18 protein-coding genes and 1 other annotated feature are annotated in these 22,844 nt (G+C 63.3%); of the genes, 11 read left to right on the forward strand and 7 right to left on the reverse strand.

All coding sequences use genetic code 11. The features are described 5' to 3' along the window. The first annotated feature begins 41 nt into the window (after positions 1-41). Together HKD46_RS10295 and HKD46_RS10300 are read left to right on the forward strand one after the other, a co-directional pair. Positions 42-1,007, forward strand: a complete 966-nt coding sequence (locus HKD46_RS10295; protein ID WP_171865380.1) for a DMT family transporter — start codon at positions 42-44, stop codon at positions 1,005-1,007. Positions 1,008-1,088: 81 nt separating this feature from the next. Next, positions 1,089-1,457 (forward strand): TraR/DksA C4-type zinc finger protein, encoded by a 369-nt coding sequence (locus tag HKD46_RS10300; protein ID WP_039039175.1) that lies wholly within the window; start codon positions 1,089-1,091, stop codon positions 1,455-1,457. Positions 1,458-1,614: 157 nt separating this feature from the next. Here the strand turns inward: HKD46_RS10300 and rnd are convergent, their stop codons facing one another. The 7 genes from rnd to HKD46_RS10335 all read right to left on the reverse strand — a co-directional run bounded on the left by rnd (position 1,615) and on the right by HKD46_RS10335 (position 9,151). Further along, positions 1,615-2,727, reverse strand: coding sequence for a ribonuclease D (rnd, locus tag HKD46_RS10305; protein WP_039039174.1), 1,113 nt, complete (start codon positions 2,725-2,727; stop codon positions 1,615-1,617). 98 nt (positions 2,728-2,825) lie between these two features. Then, positions 2,826-4,502 carry a long-chain-fatty-acid--CoA ligase FadD gene (fadD, locus tag HKD46_RS10310; protein WP_010674700.1) on the reverse strand — a complete coding sequence of 559 codons (1,677 nt, stop codon included), beginning with the start codon at positions 4,500-4,502 and terminating at the stop codon, positions 2,826-2,828. A gap of 196 nt (positions 4,503-4,698) precedes the next feature. Further along, positions 4,699-5,550 carry an alpha/beta fold hydrolase gene (locus tag HKD46_RS10315; protein WP_171865381.1) on the reverse strand — a complete coding sequence of 284 codons (852 nt, stop codon included), beginning with the start codon at positions 5,548-5,550 and terminating at the stop codon, positions 4,699-4,701. 9 nt (positions 5,551-5,559) lie between these two features. Next, the gene (locus HKD46_RS10320; RefSeq protein ID WP_171865382.1) at positions 5,560-6,075 is read right to left on the reverse strand and encodes a Slp family lipoprotein; all 516 of its coding nucleotides are present in this window, start codon (positions 6,073-6,075) and stop codon (positions 5,560-5,562) included. Between the two features lie 50 nt (positions 6,076-6,125). After that, positions 6,126-6,827, reverse strand: a complete 702-nt coding sequence (tsaB, locus tag HKD46_RS10325) for a tRNA (adenosine(37)-N6)-threonylcarbamoyltransferase complex dimerization subunit type 1 TsaB (protein WP_171865383.1) — start codon at positions 6,825-6,827, stop codon at positions 6,126-6,128. Between the two features lie 97 nt (positions 6,828-6,924). Beyond that, positions 6,925-8,844: an ATP-dependent DNA helicase gene (locus tag HKD46_RS10330; protein ID WP_171865384.1), complete on the reverse strand. Its 1,920-nt coding sequence runs from the start codon at positions 8,842-8,844 to the stop codon at positions 6,925-6,927. A 61-nt stretch (positions 8,845-8,905) separates the two neighbouring features. Next, positions 8,906-9,151: a hypothetical protein gene (locus HKD46_RS10335; protein ID WP_010674695.1), complete on the reverse strand. Its 246-nt coding sequence runs from the start codon at positions 9,149-9,151 to the stop codon at positions 8,906-8,908. Between the two features lie 190 nt (positions 9,152-9,341). After that, positions 9,342-9,466: a sequence feature (His leader region), on the forward strand. A 28-nt stretch (positions 9,467-9,494) separates the two neighbouring features. Here HKD46_RS10335 and hisG point away from each other — a divergent pair. From hisG to HKD46_RS10380, 9 genes are all read left to right on the forward strand, one after another. After that, positions 9,495-10,391, forward strand: coding sequence for an ATP phosphoribosyltransferase (gene hisG / locus HKD46_RS10340; RefSeq protein WP_010674694.1), 897 nt, complete (start codon positions 9,495-9,497; stop codon positions 10,389-10,391). A 31-nt stretch (positions 10,392-10,422) separates the two neighbouring features. Continuing rightward, on the forward strand, positions 10,423-11,748 hold the full coding sequence (gene hisD, locus HKD46_RS10345) for a histidinol dehydrogenase (RefSeq protein WP_171865385.1): 1,326 nt from the start codon (positions 10,423-10,425) through the stop codon (positions 11,746-11,748). Then, positions 11,745-12,815, forward strand: coding sequence for a histidinol-phosphate transaminase (gene hisC / locus HKD46_RS10350; RefSeq protein WP_171865386.1), 1,071 nt, complete (start codon positions 11,745-11,747; stop codon positions 12,813-12,815). The genes hisD and hisC overlap by 4 nt, the downstream gene beginning before the upstream one ends. 19 nt (positions 12,816-12,834) lie before the next feature. Further along, the gene (gene hisB / locus HKD46_RS10355) at positions 12,835-13,968 is read left to right on the forward strand and encodes a bifunctional histidinol-phosphatase/imidazoleglycerol-phosphate dehydratase HisB (protein ID WP_042017604.1); all 1,134 of its coding nucleotides are present in this window, start codon (positions 12,835-12,837) and stop codon (positions 13,966-13,968) included. Then, complete coding sequence (gene hisH, locus HKD46_RS10360) at positions 13,968-14,591, forward strand: imidazole glycerol phosphate synthase subunit HisH (protein WP_171865387.1); 624 nt, start codon at positions 13,968-13,970, stop codon at positions 14,589-14,591. The genes hisB and hisH overlap by 1 nt, the downstream gene beginning before the upstream one ends. Before the next feature lie 5 nt (positions 14,592-14,596). After that, on the forward strand, positions 14,597-15,343 hold the full coding sequence (gene hisA, locus HKD46_RS10365; protein ID WP_171865388.1) for a 1-(5-phosphoribosyl)-5-[(5-phosphoribosylamino)methylideneamino]imidazole-4-carboxamide isomerase: 747 nt from the start codon (positions 14,597-14,599) through the stop codon (positions 15,341-15,343). Positions 15,344-15,475: 132 nt separating this feature from the next. After that, positions 15,476-16,585 carry a two-component system response regulator gene (locus HKD46_RS10370; protein WP_010674688.1) on the forward strand — a complete coding sequence of 370 codons (1,110 nt, stop codon included), beginning with the start codon at positions 15,476-15,478 and terminating at the stop codon, positions 16,583-16,585. After that, complete coding sequence (locus tag HKD46_RS10375; RefSeq protein WP_171865389.1) at positions 16,578-18,731, forward strand: PAS domain S-box protein; 2,154 nt, start codon at positions 16,578-16,580, stop codon at positions 18,729-18,731. The genes HKD46_RS10370 and HKD46_RS10375 overlap by 8 nt, the downstream gene beginning before the upstream one ends. After that, a complete protein-coding gene (locus tag HKD46_RS10380; protein WP_171865390.1) occupies positions 18,728-22,699 on the forward strand; it encodes a PAS domain S-box protein in 3,972 nt (1,323 codons plus the stop codon). The genes HKD46_RS10375 and HKD46_RS10380 overlap by 4 nt, the downstream gene beginning before the upstream one ends. The last annotated feature ends 145 nt before the right edge of the window (positions 22,700-22,844 follow it).

Raw genomic sequence — 22,844 nt, forward strand, 5'->3', positions numbered from 1 at the left:
CCTGCTAGGCTGGCCTCCTTCTTCTTTACCGGATATGAAACATGTTGATCGGAGTGCTGTTTGCCCTGCTGGCCGGCCTGATGTGGGGGCTCATCTTCGTCGCCCCCCTCTTGGTGGACGGCTACCCCCCCGCCCTGCTCGCGAGCGGCCGCTACCTCGCCTTCGGCCTCATCGTACTGCCGCTCGCCTGGCAGGCCCGCAAACACCTGGCGGCCCTCTCGGCCAGCGACTGGCGAGAGGCCCTCGCCCTTACTCTGGTGGGGAACCTCCTCTACTACTTCTGCCTGTCGGGGGCCATCTTGCGCATCGGCTCGCCCCTGGCGGCCATGTTTATCGGCACCCTGCCGGTGGTGACGGCCCTGGCCGCCAACCGCCTCTATGGCGCACGGGACGGTCGCCTCTCCCGCACCCGGCTCTACCCGTCCCTGGTGCTGATGGGGGCCGGCCTCTATCTGGTCAACAGCGCCGAGCTCACCTGGCACACCGAGGCGCGCACCGAACAACTGCTTGGGCTCGCCCTGGCGGTGGGCGCCGTGCTGTGCTGGACCTGGTATCCCCTGCGCAACGCCCGCTGGCTGCGCGAGCACCCGGGCCGCAGCCCGGCCGTCTGGGCCACCGCCCAGGGGCTGGTGACCCTGCCGGTGGCGCTCATTGCCTATCTCGGCAGCCTCGGCCATCTTGCCCTGAGCGCACCAGACTTTCCCCTGCCCTTCGGGCCGACGCCCCTGCGCTTCGTGCTGCTGATGGGAGCAGTGGGGCTCTTCTGCTCCTGGCTCGGCACCCTGTGCTGGAACGAAGCGAGCCAGCGCCTGCCGACCGTGCTGGTCGGGCCGCTCATCGTGTTCGAGACTCTTGCGGGACTCTTGTACGCCTTCATGCTGCGCGGGATCATGCCCCCCATGAGTACCCTGGTAGGTGTCGTCTGTCTGGTGGCGGGGGTGCTCTACGTCATCACCGGTAAGCCGCAGCACCTGCCGGAAAAACCCGTCAAAGCACGGTTAACTTGACTCATGTCATCTTGATAAACCGCGGGTTTCCCTATACTGGCCGAGTTTTATCACTCGTTTTTGGGGGCTGCTGTGTGTGAAGTGACGCAAGCCCGGTTGGCCGAATGGCATCAGCGCCTTCTGACCGACTGGGCGCAAACAAGAGAGGAGCTGATCCGTCAGCTCAAGGCCTGTCGACAAGATGACTGGGCACAGAAGGTGGAGCGCTGCGAGCGAGATCAACTGGTTGATCTGACCAGCCGTCTCGATCTGCCCGGGGTGGAACACAGCGTGGCACGTCTCAAGCGGCTCGACGCGGCGCTCTGCCAGATGGATCTGGGGCTCTATGGCTTCTGCTCCGATTGTGAGGAGCCGCTGCTCCCTGAACAGCTGGAACAGGATCCGACCCTGCAACGCTGCCCGCGCTGCGAGGCCCGCTACCGCAAGGGATTCCACGCTCACGAACTCTGATGGGGGCACCCTTTGTGCCCGCCATTTTCCTCCTCCACCCCTTCTCGCTTCCCATCATGACGAACCCCCTGGCGCGACGATCCCGGCAACCCCGGGGGCAGCCGCACAGGCATGAAAAAGGGGAGTCATGGACTCCCCTTCTCGTACTGCGTACTCGTCACTGTGCCAGCAGGTGGCCTACCAGCTCATGACGCCACCCTTGCAGCAGCATGGGCTTGTCCGCCCTGGCCCGCTCCTCGGCGCTCATGCGCCAGCTCCAGGTGAAGTACTGGTGGATGATCTTCTTGCTCGCCACCAGTTCCGGTGGAATGTTGCTGGCCTTGGCCTTCTCCTCCACCATGGCCTTGATGCGCTTGAGCTCGGCCTTGTACTGGGGGAAGTCCACCAGACGGCGGATGGGATCGGGCCAGCTCGCAGGGTCGCTCTGCTGGGCGGCGGCGACGATGTCCAGCATCCGCTTGCCGTGGATCTTGATCTCGATGGGCGAGAGGCCCAGTTCGTTGAGATCCCGAAGGGAAGCGGGACGACGCTCCGCCACCTTGAACAGGTGCAGCTCTTTGACCACGAAGTTGAGGGCGAGATCCCGGCGTACAGCTTCCTGCTGGCGCCAGGCGGCCAGCTCGCGCAGGATGGCCAGCTCACGGCGACCCAGTTGCCAGGCGTTGACGATCTCGAGGTAGGCCTGACGGGGATCGCTGCCCTGGGTCTTGCGGGCAGAGTGGTTCTGGCACTCCTGCTCGAACCAGGGGAACTTGCCGCTCTCGCGCAGTCTGGCCATCACCTTCTCGTAGAGGGGCATGAGGTAGAAGACATCCGCCGCGGCATATTCCAGCTGACGAGGGGTAAGGGGGCGCGCCAGCCAGTCGGTACGGGCCTGATCCTTCTCAAGCTCGACCCCGAGGAATTCGTTGACCAGGGCGCCAAACCCCACCGACACGCCATGGCCCAGGAAGGCTGCCGCCAGCTGGGTATCGTGCATCTGGTTGGGCAGGTGACCCGCCTGATGCTGGATAAGTTCCAGATCCTCACCGGAGGCGTGCAGGATGGCAATCTGTCCGGCCCGACCGAGGCGCTGCCACAAACCGGAGAGATCCAGGGTCAGGGGATCGAGCAGGGCAAGCTGCTTGCCATCGTAGATCTGGAACAGACCGAGCTGGGGATAGTAGGTACGGGTGCGAACGAATTCGGTATCGATGGCCAGGGGAACGTCGGCCAGAGAAGCGAGATACTGATCCAGTTCGGCTTGCTGTGAAATGAGTTGATATTGCATCGTTGCCTGCACGTTGGTCGGATCCAGAAAGAAAAAACCGTGGATGTCCCACGGTTTTGCATAACGACAGCGCTGGACTGCAAAGCAGTGCATGCCGGTTACTGCTTGGCAATCTCCTCGTCGCGCAACACGCGGCGCAGGATCTTGCCCACGTTGGTCTTGGGAAGTTCGTCGCGAAATTCTACCAGTTTCGGCACCTTATAGGCAGTCAGATGTTTGCGGCAGTGGGCAATTATCTCCTCTTCCGCCAGCTTTGCATCTTTCTTGACCACGAAGATCTTCACCTGCTCGCCGGACACCGGGTTGGGTACGCCGACGGCGGCCACCTCCAGCACCTTGGGATGCAGGGCCACCACGTCTTCTATCTCGTTCGGGTAGACGTTGAAGCCGGAGACCAGGATCATGTCCTTCTTGCGATCGACGATCTTGAAGAAACCCTGCTCGTCGCATACCGCAATGTCGCCGGTGCAGAGCCAGCCATCCTGCATCACCTCGGCGGTCGCCTCCGGGCGCTGCCAGTAGCCGGTCATCACCTGAGGACCGCGCACCTGCATCTCGCCGGGGGCACCCCGTTCGGTGACCTGGTTCCCCTCGTCATCCACCAGACGGATCTCGGTGGAACAGACCGGCAGACCGATGGAGCCGTTGTAATCCACCAGATCATAGGGGCAGACGCTCACCAGGGGCGAGCACTCGGTCAGGCCATAGCCCTCCAGCAGCGGGGTGCCGGTCAGCCCCTTCCACTGCTCGGCCACCGCCCGTTGCACCGCCATGCCGCCACCGATGGTGAGCTTGAGCTTGGCAAAATCCATGCCCTTGAACTCGTCGTTGTTGACCAGGGCGTTGAACAGGGTATTGACCCCGGTGATGCAGGTGAAAGGATACTTCTTGATCTCTTTGACAAAGCCCGGGATGTCGCGGGGGTTGCTGATGAGCAGGTTGTAGCCCCCCAGACGCATGAACAGCAGGCAGTTCACTGTCAGGGCGAAGACGTGATAGAGCGGCAGCGCCGTGACCACGAACTCCTTGCCGCGCTCCAGCACAGGGCCATAGACACCGAGGCACTGCTCAACGTTGGCGATCATGTTGCGATGAGTCAGCATGGCCCCCTTGGAGAGGCCGGTGGTCCCGCCGGTGTATTGCAGGAAGGCGATGTCCTGGTTGCTGATCTCGGGTTTGATGTACTGCAGGTAGCGCCCCTTGGCGAGGGCCTGGCGCATGGTGCTGGCATGGGGCAAGTTGTACTTGGGCACCAGCTTCTTGACGTATTTGACCACGAAGTTGACCAGGGTCCCCTTGGCCAGCCCCAGGTTGTCCCCCATCCGGGTCAGGATCACATGCTTGACCGGGGTGTCATACACCACTTTTTCCAGGGTGTGGGCAAAGTTGGAGACGATGACGATGGCCTTGGCGCCGGAGTCTTTCAACTGATGCTCCAGCTCGCGCGGGGTATAGAGGGGGTTGACGTTCACCACCGTCATGCCGGCCCGCAGGATGCCGAATACCGCGATGGGGTATTGCAGCAGGTTCGGCATCATCACGGCCACCCTGTCCCCCTTGCCGAGCTTCAGCTCGTTTTGCAGGTAGGCGGCGAAGGCTCGGGACTGCTCCTCCAGCCGGCGGTAGGTAATGGTCTGCCCCATGTTGACGAAGGCGGGTTGATCGGCGAACTGGTTCACCGACTCTTCAAACATCTCGACCAGAGAGCCGTATTGGTCTGGATTGATCTCGGCGGGCACCCCTTCTGGATAACGCTTCAGCCAGACTCTTTCCACGAACTTCTCCTGCATAACTCGCACCTGTGCGCTCACTGTGTTGCCTCCGTCCCTGTCACATCCATTTCAATCAATTGTTTTAAGTTCATGCTCTAATGCCGCACATATTTACATAAGGCAACATCAATTAACAGTGAATTAACAACGGGAAGTGTGAGGGAGAAAGCAAACCTGACATGATTCAAAGCCGCCGATCCTACCGGATTTCAGCGAAGTTTTCGATATAAACGGCGGTTTCTGATGAATTTTCCATATGAAAATGATGGCCTCCTGCCACTGTCACCCGTTCAATGTGGCCAAAGACCGCCTCCCGCAACTGCCACTGTGCCAGGAGCCCGGGGAAGCCCTGCTCTCCCCGGATAAAGAGCACCGGACAGACGATGGCCCGGATCAGGGCCTGGGCCTGCCCCTCGCTCATGCGCAGGGGCGAGAGATCGCGAAGACGGGGATCACTGCGCCAATACCAGCGCCCTGTCCGCGCCTCCAGTTGTCGCTCGCAGATAAGGCGTGCCGCACTCGGGGGGATGTCTGCCACCTTGCAGCGGGCAGCCACCGCCTCCTCGAGGGTGGCAAATCCACTGGTTGCACGCTCACGGGTACGAGTGCGGTTGAGGATGGCGCGGCGCAGCTGCCCCGGTACCTCCTCGTCGGGCTGGCTCAAGGGGCCGAGCCCCTCCAGCAGAATGAGCCGCTCGATTTGTTCGGGAAAAACGCCGGCATAGGCAGAGGCAATCAGCGCCCCTAGGGAGTGACCAAGCAGGATGAAACGCTGCCAGCCCGCGGCCTGGGTGATCTGGTAGAGATCATCCAGCCAGTCCACGAAGACATAGGGAGTCGACTTGTGATCGGAGTGACCATGGCCCGGCAGATCGACGCAGACCAGATGAAACGCTCCCAGCCAGGGGGCCAGAGGCAAAAAGCTGGCACCGTTGTCGAGCCAGCCATGGAGGGCCACCAGCAGCGGTCTGCCCTCCTGACCATTGTCCAGCAGGGCGATGTGCCGCCCGTCCGCCAGGCGCAGCCTGCGCTCCTGCAATGTCGCCGTCATCCGGGCTCCTCAGCGGCGCAGGGGCCGTCTGGGCCAGAAGGGATCATAGAAAGGATCGTAAAAGTAGGGATCCATGTAGCGGATCTCCACCTCCTTCACCGGTGGCCACAGCTTGCTCCCCGTCACCTTGAGTACCGAGAAGCGATACTTGTGCTCGCCAATCTGGCTGTCCACCGGCTTGTCGAGGGTGCCGAGCACCGTCAGGCTGCGACCCTTGGCATAGAGGGTCGGGTCGACAAACCCCTGCATGATGGCGAGAAAACGACCGGGGCTCTGCTCGGTCTGCTCCGGCACCCCGTTGGACTTGAGGGGCAGATAGACCACCTCGATGACACTCTGATCCGCCTTGTTGTGGACCGCCGAGATGACACCGCTCCAGCGGGCCGGCTTGCCTTCCATCCCCTGCAGAGCGGGTTGATAGGCCACCAGCTGATCCGCAGGCTCATAGGCAAGCTCTTTGGGCACCGTGCTGCAACCGCCCAGCAGCAGCCCCACCAATCCCAGCATGAACACGGATTTTCTCATTCGTCTCTCCTTCATCATCCGACAAAGCAGCCCGGGGCAGCCGTTGCCGCCTATTCGCGACCCGGCAGTTTCTTCCAGGTCACCTTGTCACGCAGATAGACAGGGGTGGCTTGCTCAACCGGCACCGCCTCACCCGCAAACCAGGCCTGGCGTGCCAGAGGCAGCATGTCGGCGGCCGCCGGGAAACGCACCTGGCTTGGCATCAGCACATCTGCCAGGCCGCACAGGGTCTCGCCATAGGTTTCAAAACCGGTGCCAACGCAGCTCACCGCGCCAGTAAGCTTGTCACGGGACTGCACCAGTGCGGCTGGTTCGCTCACCACCTCCTCGCCCACCAGCGTCATCACTCCGTCCACCAAGGCGTAGTGGCCGAAATAGACCTCGTCCATGCGCGCATCGATGGCGGCAAGCACCTGCTCGGCCCCTTCCAGCTTATGGGCCCCCTGGGCCATGGCTGCCAGGGTGGAGACACCGATCATCGGCACGCCGGCACCAAAGGCGAGCCCCTGGGCCACGCTGATCCCGATCCGTACCCCGGTGAAGGAGCCAGGCCCACGGCCGAAGGCGATGGCGTCGAGCTCATCCAACGATAGACCTGCTTCATCCAACAGAGCCTGAACCATGGGCAGGATCTTGCGGGTATGGTCACGGGGCGCCTCTTCCCAGCGGGAGTAGAGGGTATCGCCCACCATGAGGGCTGCGGAGCAGGCTTCGGTGGCGGTATCCACGGCCAGGATCTTCAACTCATCCATTCTTTTTATTCTCTTCACATCAGTCAGTTAAATCGTCAGCATGGCCAAGGCCTGCCGTCATGCATGGCCGGGTGCAATCAGCCCCGGCGCGGCGGACTCACTCCCGTGGTCCGAAAAATTCTCCCAGGGTCGCCAGCTCCCGGGTCCGTGGGATGGCAGGCAGACTCTTGATGAAGGTGGCGCCATAGGGCTTGTTGACCACCCGGGGATCACAAATAACCAGTACGCCGTGATCACTGCGATCACGGATGAGCCGCCCCACCCCCTGCTTGAGGGCAATCACCGCCTTGGGCAACTGCAGCTCGGCAAAGGGATCTCCCCCCTTGAGCTTGCAATCCTCCACCCGAGCCTTGAGCTGGGGATCGTCCGGGCTCGCAAAGGGCAGCTTGTCGATGATAACACAGGACAATGCCGCCCCCCGCACGTCTATCCCTTCCCAGAAACTGCTGGTGGCCACCAGCACGGCCCGACCGTTCTCCACGAAGCTCTTGAGCAGCCGCTGCTTGTTGTCTTCCCCTTGCAGCAGGACGGTGCGGCCGATTTCCCGGCGCAGCACCTCAGCCACCTGGCGCATCACCTGATGGCTGGTGCAGAGGAAAAAACATCCCCCCGGCGTCTTGTTGATGAGGGGGATCATCAGGGTCGCCAGCTGCTCCCCGCGCCCGAAGGCATTGGGCTCTGGCAAGAAACGGGGTACGCACAGGCGCGCCTGCTCGGCGTAATCGAACGGACTGTCGAGAATGAGTTCGGCGCTGCCGGCCAGCCCCATCTCGGCGACGAAGTGGGCGAAGCGATTGTCCACCGTCAAGGTGGCCGAGGTGAAGACCCAGGCCACCTCGGGGCGCTGCACCTCGGCACCGAAGCGCTCGGCGACCGACAGCGGCGTCAGATTGAGGGTAAAGTGCAGACGCGAACAGTCATACCAGTAGGAGAAACCGGTCTGGTTGACCGCCAGCACCTCCCCAAGGCGAGTACGCAGCTCGCTGATGCGCTCGAAACAGTGATCCAGCTGCTCGCCACGCCCGAGCGCCAGTTTCAGCACCTCGTAGCAGAGCCCGAGCGCGTCGTTGAGGCGAGCCAGCGCCTGGGCCCAGAGCGGCTGGCGCAGCAGGTCTCGGGTGTTGCCGCGCCCCCCCTCCACGCCGAAGGCCAGACGCAGATCCTGGCTGGCGATGGCGAGCCGGTCCGCCGCCTTGCCGAGCTGGGCCATGTCGTGAGCCTCGGCCCGATAAGCCAACTGGATGTCCTGGGCCAGATCCTGGATGGTGCGGCTGCCCACCGACTTGCCGAAGTAGTGGCTGGCGATCTCGGGCAGTTGGTGCGCCTCGTCGAACACATAGACCTGCGCCTCGGGCACCAGCTCGCCAAAGCCGGTGTCTTTCACCGCCATGTCGGCGAAAAAGAGGTGATGGTTGATCACCACCACCTGGGCCTCCATGGCGCGGCGGCGGGCCACCACCAGGTGGCAGTCGTCATAGTAGGGACAGTCGCGGCCCAGGCAGTTCTCGTTGGTGCTGGTGACATGGGGGAGGATCTCGGCATTCTCCTGCAGCCCCGGAATGTCCCCCACATCGCCATTGTCCGTGGTGGTGGACCAGGACTTCACCTTGACCAGATCATTGAGCACGTCGGGCTTTTGCAGGTGGGATTCGGCGAGCAGGCGGTTCATTCGCTCGATGCACAGGTAGTTGCTGCGCCCCTTGAGCAGGGCCACAGGCCGCGTGTAGTCGAGCGCCCCCGTGATGGTGGGGAGATCCCGGTAGAAGAGCTGCTCCTGCAGGTTCTTGGAGCCCGTGCTGATGACGATCCGCTTGCCGGACTCCAGCGCCGGCACCAGGTAGGCGTAGGTCTTGCCGGTGCCCGTGCCCGCCTCCACCAGCAGGCGATCGCCGTGCCGGATGGCGCGCGCCACCGCCTCGGCCATCTCCAGTTGCGGCGCGCGGGCCTTGAAGCCCTCGATGTGGCGGGCCAGGGGGCCGTCTGGCTTGAACAGGGTCTGGATGATGGTCAAAGGCATGTCCCGCTGCAAAAGCGGGCATTATGCCAAAAGCGCGGAAAAAGCGGGACTGATAATGCGTTCAGACGAAGAGATCAATCCGGTGGTCCGGATCCGGTTTGTGATCATCATCCTGCACCGCTGGTTGATCAGGCTTTGGCGGCTGCTCTCTCTGCTGGTGATGCTGGCCACCGCCGCCATTGTCGGTGCCTATCTTGCGCAGCTGATGTTTCTGGCTGATCTGGGTCACCTCCCGCTTGATGTCATCCGGGCTCGGTGTCGAGGGTGCTCGGGGCAGGATGGGAAATAGCAGGTCCTGGCTGGGCATGATGTCGCCTCCTTTGGCATCTCATTGTCTAGTTATCGACCGGAAAACCGTTTTCTCAACTTTAATCGTCCGGATCACATTTTTCGGTTGCATTTTCTGTCAAGGCAGGTAGTTTAAACCGGGCGTCAACAACGGCATCTGATTTGTAAAGGATTGATTACATCATGAAGTTCACCACCCTGAAGACTCATCATCACCATCATCATCCCGAATAGTCTTTCAGGAGGTTGACTGCTGGAAGACACTTAACTGGTGACTTCCAAAAGGACCGCAAGATTCATAAACCCTCGGAAGCACATACTTCCGAGGGTTTTTTCGTTTTTGACTAGAAGGAAATCGAGCAATGGAAACACAACGTCTGCGCATCGCCATGCAAAAATCCGGTCGTCTGAGCCAGGATTCCCAGGCCCTCTTCAAGAGCTGCGGCCTCAAGATCAACCTGCGGGAACAGCGCCTCATCGCCCATGTCGAGAACATGCCCATCGACATTCTGCGAGTGCGTGATGACGACATCCCGGGTCTGGTGATGGAAGGGGTGGTCGATCTTGGCATCATCGGCGAGAACGTTCTCGAAGAGGTGCAGCTCATCCGCGCAGCCCAGGGGCAGCCCTTTGCGGTGAAGACCCTCAAACAGCTCGACTTCGGCGGCTGCCGCCTCTCTCTGGCGGTGCCGGACGATGTCAACTACACAGGACCCGAGAGCCTGGCCGGCAAGCGCATCGCCACCTCCTACCCCGGTCTGCTCAAGCGCTTCTTCGACGAGAAGGGCCTGGGCTTCAAGAGCGTGATGCTGGGCGGCTCGGTGGAAGTGGCCCCCCGCGCGGGTCTGGCCGATGCCATCTGCGATCTGGTCTCCACCGGCGCAACCCTGGAAGCCAACGGCCTGAAAGAGGTCGAGGTGATCTACCGCTCCAAGGCCGTGCTGGTGCAGGCCCCCAACCCCCTGAACGATGCCAAGCAGAAGCTCATTGACAAGCTGCTGCCCCGCATCCAGGGGATGCAACAGGCGCGCGAAAGCAAATACATCATGCTGCACGCCCCCAAAGACAAGCTCGATGCCATCACCGATCTGCTGCCGGGGGCGGAGCGTCCCACCATCATGCAGCTCGCCGGTGACACCAACCAGGTGGCCCTGCACGTCGTCTCCAGCGAAACCCTGTTCTGGGAGACCATGGAACAGCTCAAGGCCCTGGGTGCCAGCTCCATCCTGGTGCTGCCCATTGAAAAGATGATGGAATAAGCCGAGAGAGATGGAATAAGGAAGACACATCATGCAGACCCTGATCTGGAAGACCCTCTCCCCCGCCCGGCAAGCCGAGGTCCTGACCCGGCCCGCCCTTGGCGACGAAGCCGACATCGGTACCGTGGTGCGAGACATCATTGCCGCGGTACGCAGCCGGGGCGATGAGGCCCTGCGCGAGCTGAGCCAGCGTTTCGAACGCGCGCCCCGCGAACAGCTTCGGGTGAGCGACGCGGAGGTGGATGCCGCCTGCACTCGACTCGGTGATGACATCAAGGGCGCCATCGAGGCCGCCATCGCCAATATCCGTACCTTCCACGCCGCCCAGGTGCAGCCCGTCGTGCGCGTCGAGACCCAGCCCGGGGTGCTGTGCGAGCTGCGCACCCAACCCATCAGCCGGGTCGGTCTCTATGTCCCGGGAGGCAGCGCGCCGCTCCCCTCCACCGTGATGATGCTGGCCATTCCGGCAAGCCTGGCCGGTTGCCGTGAGGTGGTGCTCTGCACCCCGTCTCCGGCGAGCGACGAGATCCTGTTTGCCGCCCGCGCCTGTGGCGTTCGCCAGGTGTTCGCCATCGGCGGCGCCCAGGCCATCGCGGCCATGGCCTATGGCACGCAGACCATCCCCAAGGTGGACAAGATCTTCGGCCCGGGCAACGCCTATGTGACCGAAGCCAAGGGCCAGGTTTCCCGTGACTGGCGGGGCGCCGCCATCGACATGCCAGCCGGCCCCTCCGAGGTGCTGGTGATCGCAGACGAGAGCGCCAACCCGGCCTTCGTGGCATCGGATCTGCTCTCCCAGGCCGAGCACGGCCCCGACAGCCAGGTGGTGCTAGTCACCACCTCCGCTTCCCTGGCCGATGCCATCGGCAGCGAGCTCCAGGTGCAGCTCGCCGACCTCAGCCGCCGCGACATCGCCGAGCAAGCCCTGAAGGCAAGCCTGGTGATCCTCTGCGACAACCTGGAGGAGGCCTGCGCCATCTCCAACGCCTATGCCCCGGAACACCTCATCGTGCAGACCCGGGCCCCCCGGGATCTGCTGGACAAGCTCGAGAACGCGGGCTCCATCTTCCTCGGGGCATGGACACCGGAGTCGGTCGGTGATTACGCCAGCGGCACCAACCACACCCTGCCCACCTACGGCTATGCCCGCACCTGCTCGAGCCTGGGACTTGCCGACTATCAGCGCCGCTACACGGTTCAAGAGCTCACTGCAGACGGCATTCGCGGCCTTGGCCCCATCGTCCAGCGCATCGCCCAGGCCGAGGGGCTCGATGCCCACAAGCATGCCGTCACCCTCAGGTTGAACGCCCTGGCCGCCGAGCCCCAACAAACAGCACAGCAGAAGGATTTGTCATGAGCATCGTCAATCTGGCCCGTCGCGTCGTGCGGGCTCTCACTCCCTACCAGTCCGCGCGCCGCATCGGCGGCCAGGGCCACGTCTGGCTCAATGCCAACGAGGCCCCCCTGGCCTACCCCTTCACCGTCGAGGGGAGCCGTCTCAACCGCTATCCCGAGTGCCAGCCGGCCGAGGTGGTGAATGGCTATGCCGCCTACGCCGGGGTCAATCCGGATCAGGTGCTGGTGAGCCGCGGCGCCGACGAGGCCATCGAGCTCTTGATCCGCACCTTCTGCGAGGCTGGGGAAGATCAGATCCTCATCTGCCCCCCCACCTACGGCATGTACGCCATCAGCGCCGAGACCTGTGGCGTGGGGATTGTCGAGCAGCCATTGACCGCCAGCCGTCAGCCGGACTGGCCCGCCATCGCCGATCGCCTCTCTGACGTGAAGCTGGTGTTCCTCTGCTCCCCCAACAATCCCACCGGGGATCTGGTGGGCCGCAAGGGACTCGTCGCCCTGCTGGAGAAGGCCCGGGACCGCGCCATCATCGTCGTGGACGAGGCCTACATCGAGTTCTGCCCGGAGGCCTCCGTGGTGGACCTGCTCGCCCAATACCCGAACCTGGTGGTGACCCGCACCCTCTCCAAGGCCTTCGCCCTGGCAGGGATCCGCTGCGGCTTTACCCTGGGGGATCCCGAGGTGATTGCCATGCTGGCCAAGGTGATCGCGCCCTACCCCATTCCCGACCCCATCGCCCAGATTGCCGCTCAGGCGCTCTCTCCCATGGGGCTGGAACTGATGCAGGAGCGGGTGCAGGAGCTCAACAAGCAAAAGGCGCTCATCAAGGCGGAGCTGCTTCGTCTGTCCTGCGTCAAGGAAGTGTTCGAGGACAAGGGCAACTTCGTGCTGGTGCGCTTCGTGGATGGCGCCGCCGTGTTCGCCGCCATGAAGGCCGCCGGCATCATCTTGCGTGATTTCTCCAGCAAGCCTGGCCTTGACAACAGCATCCGCATCACCATCGGCTATCAGGGCGAAATGGACGCCGTGCTGGCCGTGCTGCGTGACCTGCCCCCACCCTCTCTGTAAGACAAGCAAGGATGTAGCGATGAAAACCCCGTTTTTGTTTATCGACCGTGACGGCACCCTGATCGAGGAGCCGGTCACCGACAAGCAGGTGGACAGCCTTGCGAAGCTGCGCTTCGAGCCCATGGTGATACCTGTGCTGCGTGAGCTCCAGGCCGCCGGCTACGTGCTGGTGATGGTGACCAACCAGGATGGGCTCGGCACCGCCAGCCTGCCCCTTGAAAACTTCCAGCCGCCCCACGACCTGATGATGCACCTCTTCGAATCCCAGGGTGTTACCTGGGAGCAAGTGCTGATCTGTCCCCACTTCCCCACCGACGGTTGCAGCTGCCGCAAGCCTCACCTTGGGCTGGTGAAGGAGTATCTCGCCTCGGGCCGCATCGACTTTGCCAACTCCTTCGTGATTGGCGACAGACAGACCGACATCCAGCTTGCCGAGAACATGGGCATCCGCGGCATACGTTACCACCCGCAAGATCACGGCTGGACTGCCATTCGTGATCAGCTGCTCTCCAAGGGGCGCGTGGCCGAGGTGGAGCGCTACACCAAGGAGACCCGCATCCAGGTGGCGGTGGATCTCGACAAGAGCGGTGGCAACCAGATCGCCACCGGCATCGGCTTCTTCGATCACATGCTGGATCAGATAGCGACCCACGCGGGCTTTCGCCTCAAGCTCAAAGTGAGCGGCGATCTGCACATCGACGATCACCACACGGTGGAAGATGTGGGATTGGCGCTGGGTCAAGCCCTGCGCCAGGCCCTTGGCAACAAGCGCGGCATCGGCCGCTTCGGCTTCGTGCTGGCGATGGACGAGGTGCAGGCGGTGATCGACGGGCGTCCCCGCCAGGAGGCTGACAACACCTCGCTGACCGAGCTGGACGTGGCCACGGCGCTGGATCTGAGCGGCCGTCCCTACTTCGTGTTCGACTGCCCGAGCGGCTTTGGTCGCGACAGCGTGGGAGAGATGGCCACCGAGATGGTGCCCCACTTCTTCCGCTCCCTCTCTGACGCCATGGCCATCACCTTGCAGATGAAGGTGGGCAGCGGCAACACCCACCACCAGGTGGAAGCGCTGTTCAAAGGCTTTGGCCGCGCCCTGCGCCAGGCCATTCGCGTGGAAGGGAGCGAGCTTCCCTCCAGCAAGGGGGTGCTGTGATGGGGAAACAGAACCTGGTCATCATCGACACCGGCTGCGCCAATCTCGCCTCGGTGCGCATGGCGTTCGAGCGCCTCGGCGTGCAGCCCAGGGTGAGCTGCAAGGCCGCCGACATCGAGCAGGCCGACAAGCTGATCCTGCCCGGCGTCGGCACTGCCATCGCCGCCATGAAGAACCTCAATGAGCGGGAACTGGTGCCCCTCATTCGCGCCGCCAAGCAGCCGCTGCTCGGTTTTTGCCTCGGCATGCAGATGCTGGCACAGGCCTCGGAAGAGAACATGAGCGCCGATGGCAGCGAAGGAGCGCTCATCGACTGCCTCGGCATCGTGCCTGGCAGGATCCGCCTGATGGAGGTGGGCAACCTGCGCCTGCCCCACATGGGCTGGAACCAGATTGAACACGACGAGACCCACCCGCTACTCAAAGGCATCCCCAGCGGCAGCTACTTCTACTTTGTCCACTCCTATGCGCTGGAGGTGACCGACGCGACCCTGGCGACCTGCGACTACGGCCTGCCCTTTACCGCCATCGCCGGGCGGGACAACTTCTTTGGCGCCCAATTCCACCCGGAGCGATCCGGCCCGGCCGGTGCCCGCCTACTGCAAAACTTTCTGGAGCTATGACAGGCATGATTATTCCCGCAATCGACCTTATCAACGGTCAGGTCGTGCGCCTCTACCAGGGCGACTACGGCCAGAAAACCGCCTACAGCGACAACCCGCAGGCCCGCTTCGATGACTATGTCAGCCAGGGGGCGGCGCAGCTGCACCTGGTGGATCTGGACGGCGCCAAGGATGCCAAGGCCCGCCAGTTGGTCCTCATCGCCCAGTTGCTGTCCGCCACCGAGGCACCGGTGCAGGTCGGCGGCGGCGTGCGCAGCGAACAGGATGTGGCCGACTTGCTGGCGGCCGGCGCCAGCCGGGTGGTGATCGGTTCCACCGCCGTCAAATCCCCGGATCTGGTGGCCAGCTGGATGGAGAAATATGGCCCCGAGCGCATCGTGCTGGCGCTGGATGTCAACATCGATGAACAGGGCAACCGCCACATCGCAGTGGCTGGCTGGCAGGAGAACAGCGGCATCTCCATCGAGGCGCTGATCGAGCGCTTCCTCCCCGCCGGACTCAGACACGTGCTCTGCACCGACATCAGCCGGGACGGTACCCTGGCGGGCACCAACGTCGAACTCTACCGGGATCTCTGTGCCCGCTACCCGAGCGTCGGCTTCCAGGCGTCCGGCGGTATCGGCGGTCTGGCGGATATCGAGGCGCTCAAGGGAACCGGCGTCAAGGGGATCATCCTCGGCCGTGCCCTGCTGGAGGGCAAGTTTGACGTGGCAGAAGCCATTCGCTGCTGGGGTGACGGCCGCGCTGCGTGACGCGCCCCTTTCCGGCATCAGACAGCCTGCCCATCCGGGCAGGCCTCTTTCTCCCCGATGGGGGCGAACCTTATGATTTGGCAGCAATTGGCTCTATACTCGACCTCACAGGGATAGCGTCATGGAAGACATATGTTGACACCTCACAACGCCACCATCCTGATCGTCGACGACTCACCCGAAAATCTGATGGTACTGACCGAATTGCTTTCGCCTCATTACCGTGTGCTGGCTGCGCAGAGCGGGGAAAAATGCCTGCGCATCGTCAGCGCGGATCCAAAGCCTGACCTCATCCTGCTGGATGTGATGATGCCCGGCATGGACGGTTATGAAGTGCTAAGGCAATTGCGTCAGTCCCCGATCAGCAGCCGTATTCCCGTCGTTCTGCTCACCGCCCTCGCCGACCCCCAGAGCGAGGAGTTCGGCCTCTCCCTCGGCGCCGCTGATTACATCACCAAGCCCATCAAACCAGTGGTCGTTCAGGCCCGGGTGCGTACCCAGCTGGAGGCCAAGCAGGCCCGTGACGGTCTGCAAAACCAGAATGCGGCGCTGGAAGCCGAGGTCGCGCGGCGAATGGCGGAAAACGACCTGATCCAGCAGGTCTCCATCCGCGCTCTCGCCCATCTGGCGGAGATCCGCGACCCCGAAACCGGCAACCATATCCTGCGCACCCAGGGCTATGTGCGTCTGCTGGCGAGCGCCCTGGCTGATCACCCCCGTTTCGCCGATACCCTGACCCCGGGTTACATCGACCTGCTGAGCCGCTCCGCACCGCTTCATGATATCGGCAAGGTGGGCATTCCCGACCACATCCTGCTCAAGCCGGGCAAGCTGACCCCGGAGGAGTGGCAGATCATGCGCACCCACGCCAAGCTCGGCAGCGATGCCATCGAGGAGGCCGAACAGGACATGGAGCAGCCCCTGGCCTTCCTCACCCTGGCCAAGGAGATCGCCCACTGGCACCACGAGAAGTGGGATGGCAGCGGCTACCCGGACGGCTTGCAAGGGGACGCCATACCCCTCTCGGCCCGCCTGATGGCGCTGGCAGACGTGTTTGACGCCCTCATCTGCGCCAGGGTCTACAAGCCGGCCATGAGCTACGACGAGGCTCGCGCCCTCATCCTCTCCGGCAGTGGCCACCATTTCGATCCCGATGTCGTGACCGCCTTCGATCGTCATTTCGACGCGTTCGTCACCATTGCCGAACGCTACCAGGATGGCAGCGAGGCCGTGGATGGCTGAGGCTCCCCTGACCCGGGCACATGTGCTCAACGTCGTGCTCACCTATGCCGCCGTGGCAAGCCTGTGGATCCTGCTCTCCGACAAGGCGGTGGAGTGGCTGTTCAGCACCCCTGCCCAGTTCGCCATGGCAAGCACCATCAAGGGCTGGCTCTTCATCCTCATCACGGCCCTCATGCTTTATGCCATGCTGCGTCGTCGCATTGACACCACCGGCAGCACACCTGTCTTTACGAGGCGTCAATGGATCCCCTTCCTGTTGCTCAACGGGCTCATTCTGGCCCTGACCGTCATGGCCATCGCCCGCAACATCGAACTGGCACGCAACAAAGAGGTGGCTCGTCTCGAAGCCATCGCCGATCTCAAGAGCCAGCGCGTCACCGAGTGGCTCGGTACCCACGAGCAGGATATTCACCAGCTCATAAAGGGTCTGGGCAGTACTGATTTCTATCGTCCCAGACACGCACCATCCTCACCCGAAGCGATCACGCCACCACTGGCAAGGCTGCTCGAATTCATCTCGGTACGCGGATTTCACGGTGCGGCCGTGTTCAATCCTGCCGGACAGCCCCTGTGGCATACCCCGGGTGGCGACACCATGAATGCCACGTTGCGTGACGCCCTGCCTCGGCTCGAGCAGGGCAACGTCATGCGTCTTGGTCCCTATCTCGATGATCGCGGTCACGCCAGGCTGGACTTTCTGGTCAATCTGGAGGTCGCTGCAGGACCTGCCCCCGTGCTGGTGATGCAGATAAGCGCAAATCGCTGGCTCGATCAGATCCTGGGGTCCTGGCCCGTCCCAGACAGCAGCGGAGAAGCCATTCTGTTTCGCCAGCAGGGGGATCAGGTCCACTATCTGAGTAGCCTGCGCTATCGCCCGGAACCGGCTCTCACCCTGCACTATCCCGTCACCCACCCCACCCTGCTGGCAGCCCAGTATTTGCGGCTCGCCGAACGCGGCACGCCCCAAGTGCTTTATGGCCAGGATTACCGGGGCAGCGAGGTCTTCGGGGTTGTCTATCCGGTCATGAACACGGACTGGTACCTGCTGGCCAAGATCGACAAGGCGGAACTCTACCAGGCCACCTTCAAGGAGAGCGTCTGGATCGGTCTCATCGGCCTGCTGGTGCTCTTTGTCACCAACGCCGGCATCATCCTGCTGCGCCAGCACACCCGGCTGCAGATGGCCGAACAGCTCCAGCACTCCCAGTCCCAGCGGCTGGAGGCGTTGCAACTGCTCTCCGCCATCGCCGACAGCTCGGAAGACGCCATCTTCGCCAAGAACAAGGAGGGCAGATACATCCTCTTCAACCGGGCCGCCAGCCAGTTTGTCGGCAAGCCGGTTGACGAGGTGCTGGGCCAGGATGATCTGACGCTCTTCCCGCCGCAGCAGGCGCAGATGCTGATGGCATCCGGGCGCCAGGTCATAGAGCGCAACCGGGTGCAGACCGAGGAGGAGTACCTGACCCTGCCCGATGGCGAGCATGTGTTTCTCGCAACCAAAGGCCCCTTGCAAGACAGCGAGGGGCAGGTGATCGGGATCTTCGGCATCTCTCGGGACATCACGGACTTCAAACGGGCCGAGGCCGACTTGCGAGAGCGGGAGGGGCTGTTCCGTGCACTGGTGGAGCAATCCCTTGCCGGGATCTACATCATCCAGCAGGGTCGGCTCTGCTACATCAACCCCTGTTTTGCCCGACTGTTTGGCTATGACACCCCGGGGGCGCTGATCGCCGTTGGCCAGTTGCACGCCCTTGCCGCTCCCAAGGACAGCACCAGGGTCGCCGAGCTGGTGCACGCGTGCGAGCAGGACGCGCGCGATATCCACACCCGCTTCAGTGCCCTGCATCAGCACGGGGAATCCCTGGAGGTCGAGCTGTACGGGCGGCGCGTCGACTACCTCGGCCAGCCCGCCATCATCGGCATTCTGCTCGATGTCACCGAACGGGAGCAGGTTGAACAGGCCCTGACCCGCCAGGCCAGCGAGCTGCGCCAGCAGAACCATGAGCTGGAGCGGTTCAACAAGGTGATGGTAGACAGGGAGCTCGCCATGCTGGCCCTCAAGCACCAGATCAACGGGCTCTCCCGTCAGCTCGGAGTGCCGCCCCCCTATCCCCAGGCCCCCATGCCACCGGAGGATCTCCCATGATGAGCTGGTCACCCCTGTGGCATGTGCGCCCCTCCACCCAGCGCTGGGGGATCTCCCTGCTGGCCGTGCTGCTGCCCGTTCTGATGTTGCAAATCCGGGTCCAGCTGCCCATCGCCTTTGGTGAGCGACCGCTGCTGGTTCTCTTCATGCTGCCCATCATCGTCTGCGCCCTGTTGGGGGGCTTGTTGCCAGGTCTGCTCTGCACCCTGATCACCGCCCTGGTCACCAGCTATTTCATGCTCCCCCCCATTTATTCACTGAGTGTCGAGGCTGGCCAGGATCTGGTGCAATGGTGCCTGCTCATCGCCAACGGTCTGCTCATCAGCGTGCTCAGTGCCGCCTTTCATCGCGCCCGGGCCAGAGAGGTCCTGCGCTGGCAGGAGCTGATGAACACCCAGAACCAGTTGCAGCAGAGCGAGAACCGCTTCCAGGTCACCTTCGAACAGGCAGCGGTCGGCATCGCCCTGGTCTCCCCCGATGGACACTGGCTGCGTGTCAATCAGCGGCTGTGCCACATCCTGGGCTACCGGGCCGACGAGCTCACCGGGATGACGTTCCAGCAGTTGACCCACCCGGACGATCTCTACCTCGATGAGGTCCACATCGCCCGGGTGCTGGCGGGGACTATCCCCCACTACACCCTGGAGAAGCGCTACCTGCACAAGGGGGGCGAGATCATCTGGACCACTCTGACGGTGGCCCTGGTGCGCGACGCCGAAGGCAATCCCGACTACTTCATCTCCATCATCGAGGACAACCGGCAGAACAAGGAGACCGAGGAGGCGCTGCGCCGCAACGAAGCCATACTGCGCGAGTCCCAGCGTCTCGCCAAGATAGGGAACTGGCGCTGGCGCGTGGCCGATGACAGCCACTTCTGGTCACCGGAGATCTATCGCATCTATGGCCGGGATCCGGCCCTCCCCCCCGCCGTCTATCCCGAGGTCAGAAAATACTTCACCCAGGAGGGGTGGCACACGGTGGCCCAGGCCGTCGAGCGCTGCAGGATGGACGGACAGCCCTACGAGTGCGATGCCGAAGTGATCACGGAGCAGGGGGAGACCGCCTGGGTCATTGCCCGCGGGGCGGCGCTCAGGGACAGGGATGGCACCATACTCGAGCTCTACGGCACCGTGCAGGACATCACGGAGCGCAAGCTCGCAGAGCAGCGCCTGCAACACAATCAGCAGATGGCGCTCGATACCCAGCGTCGTGCTCGCCTTGCAGCCCTGAACCTGATGGACGACGCCATCAGTGCACGGGTGCGCGCCGAAACCGTCAGCAGCGCCCTGCGCGAGAGCGAACAGCGCCTGCTGATGGCCCAGGAAGGGGCCCATGTCGGCATCTGGGAATGGGACATGGTCAGCAACCGTCTCTTCTTCTCGCCGGAATGCGCCCGCCTCTATGGCCGCAGTGCCGAGGCGCTCGGCGAGCTGGCCGCCTGGCAAGCCTGCCTGCATCCGGATGACAGGCCCCGCATCGAGCAGTTGCTGGCGGAGCGGGCGGTCAGCGGCGCCCCCGTCGAGCTGGAGTTCAGGATCCTGCTGCCAGATGGCGGCATCCGCTGGCTGGTGAGCAAAGGGAGCGTCTATCGGGACGCCCAGCAGCGGCCCGTGCGCCTCCTTGGCATCCATCTGGACATCACCCAGAGCAAGCTGGCCGAGCAGCAGTTGCGCCAGTTGTCCCTGGCCCTCGAACAGAGCCCTGACGGCGTCTTCATCACCGACACCCGGGCGCGCATCGAGTACGTCAACCCCGCCTTCCTCGCCGCCAGCGGTTACCAGCAGCACGAAGTGATAGGCCGGACCCCGTCCCTGCTGCGCTCTGGCCTCACCCCGGATGCCAGCTATGTCGCCCTGTGGGATGCCATCAACCACGGCCAGCGCTGGCATGGCGAATTCATCAACCAGCGCAAAGATGGCTCCCACTACCAGGTACTGGCCACGGTGTCGCCGATCCGCCAGGAGAGCGGCGAAATCACCCACTACGTCACGGTCCAGGCCGACATCACCGAGAAGAAGCAGCTCGGCGAGGAGCTGGACCAGTATCGCTACCACCTGGAGGAGATGGTCAACGAGCGCACCCGGCAGCTGGCCCAGGCCCACCAGCGGGCCGAAAGTGCCAACCACGCCAAGAGCGCCTTCCTTGCCAACATGAGCCACGAGATCCGCACCCCCATGAATGCCATCCTGGGGCTCACCTATCTGCTCAAGCGCGACACCCGGGATCCCACCGACCTCGAACGGCTGACCAAGATAGACACTGCCGCCCAGCACCTGCTCAGCATCCTCAACGACATCCTGGATCTCTCCAAGATCGATGCGGGCAAGATGACGCTGGATCTGACCGATTTCTCCCTCACCGCCATGCTGGACAACGTCCGCGCCCTGATGAACGACCAGGCCAGGGCCAAGGGGCTCACCATAGTGACGGACATCGGCGATACCCCCGCCTGGGTGCACGGCGACATCACCCGCCTGCGTCAGGCCCTGCTCAACTATGCGACCAACGCCATCAAGTTCACCGAGCAGGGAACCGTCACCCTGCGCGTCAGGCTGGCCCGCCCCCTCACCACCGGCTACCTGCTGCGCTTCGAGGTGGAAGACACCGGCATCGGCATCACCGCTGCGCAGCGCGAGAAGCTGTTCCAGGCGTTCGAACAGGCGGATGTCTCCACCACTCGCAGATATGGCGGCACTGGCCTTGGCCTTGCAATCACCAGCCGGATCGCCGCCCTGATGGGGGGTGAGGTCGGAGTCACCAGCGAGCCAGGCCAGGGAAGCTGCTTCTGGTTTACCGCCAGGCTGTTCAAGGCAAAGGAGGACGCTCCTTCCCGGACCCCGTCCGAGCAGGGGAACCAACAGGCCTTCAGCTTCCCTCGCCACGCCCGAGTCCTGCTGGTGGAAGACAACGCCATCAACCGGGAAGTGGTGCTCGAGCTCCTGTGCCACAGCGGCCTCGTCATCGAGACGGCCGTCAACGGCCAGGAGGCCCTGGCCCTCGTCAACCAGCACCCCTTCGACCTCATCCTGATGGACATACAGATGCCGGTGATGGATGGCTACAGCGCCGCCCGCTCCATCCGGGCCCTGCCCGGCATGGACAGGCTGCCCATCCTGGCGCTCACCGCCAGCGCCTTCGAGGAGGACAGAAAGGCGAGCGCATCGGCCGGCATGAACGATTTCATTGCCAAGCCCGTCACCCCCGCCAAGCTGTTTGAAGCCCTGCAGCGCTGGTTGCCCCAGGGCAAGGTCCCCGAGCTTGCCCCGGATGACAGCACTCGCCATCCCGTGACAGGCCCCCTTGCCCGCCTGCAGGCACACCCGGGTCTGGATCTCGACCAGGGGCTGGCGGCCCTCAACGGCAATCAGGAGAAATACCTGGCCCTGCTTCGCTACTTCATCCATGAGCATGGCCAGGACATGACCCGGCTGCACCGCCACTTGCAGGCCGGGGAGCACAGCGATGCAACCCGCATGGTCCACAGCCTGCGCGGCGTGGCGAGCACCCTGGGGGCACATGAGCTGTCGCGCCACTGCCTCGCCCTGGAGCAGGCCATCGCGGACGGCGACACTGAGCCCACCGGACTCATGTCATCCATCGATGAAGAGATCGCCGCCCTTTGCGCTCTGTTCGGGGACGATCTCGCCGCCCCGATCACCGATCTGGTGCCCCTGGGGGATCAGTGGCGCCAGCAACTGCTGGGTCAGATGGAAGCCCTGCTGGTGCAAAGCGACACCGCCGTGATCCCCCTCTACGAGCAGTATGCCGGTCCCCTTCGCCTCATGCTGGGGTCTCGCAGCGACACCCTGACCAGGCAACTGAAGGCGTTTGATTTTGATGCCGCCCTGCTCACCCTGCGCCAGCATATGGCAACGGACGAGACCCACCCGGACGATCGGGCTCCCCTCCCCGAGGCGCCAGCCTGCCATCCGGGGCAGGTGAAGGGCGACAAAGGGTTGAATCACTGAATGAAGTCATGCATATAGTGGGGTGCCCAGAGGCGACGAGACGGCCTGCCGGGCCTGTCGTTTCCCCCGTCAGGGGCCCCCGTTCAAGGCATGCCAACCCTGTTCCCGTCCGCCGCCCGGGCCAACGCCGGCGGCAGAACGACGT

It is taken from the genome of Aeromonas sp. TW 6, from assembly GCF_013168745.1.
In the GTDB taxonomy this organism is placed as follows: Bacteria; Pseudomonadota; Gammaproteobacteria; order Enterobacterales; family Aeromonadaceae; genus Aeromonas; species Aeromonas caviae.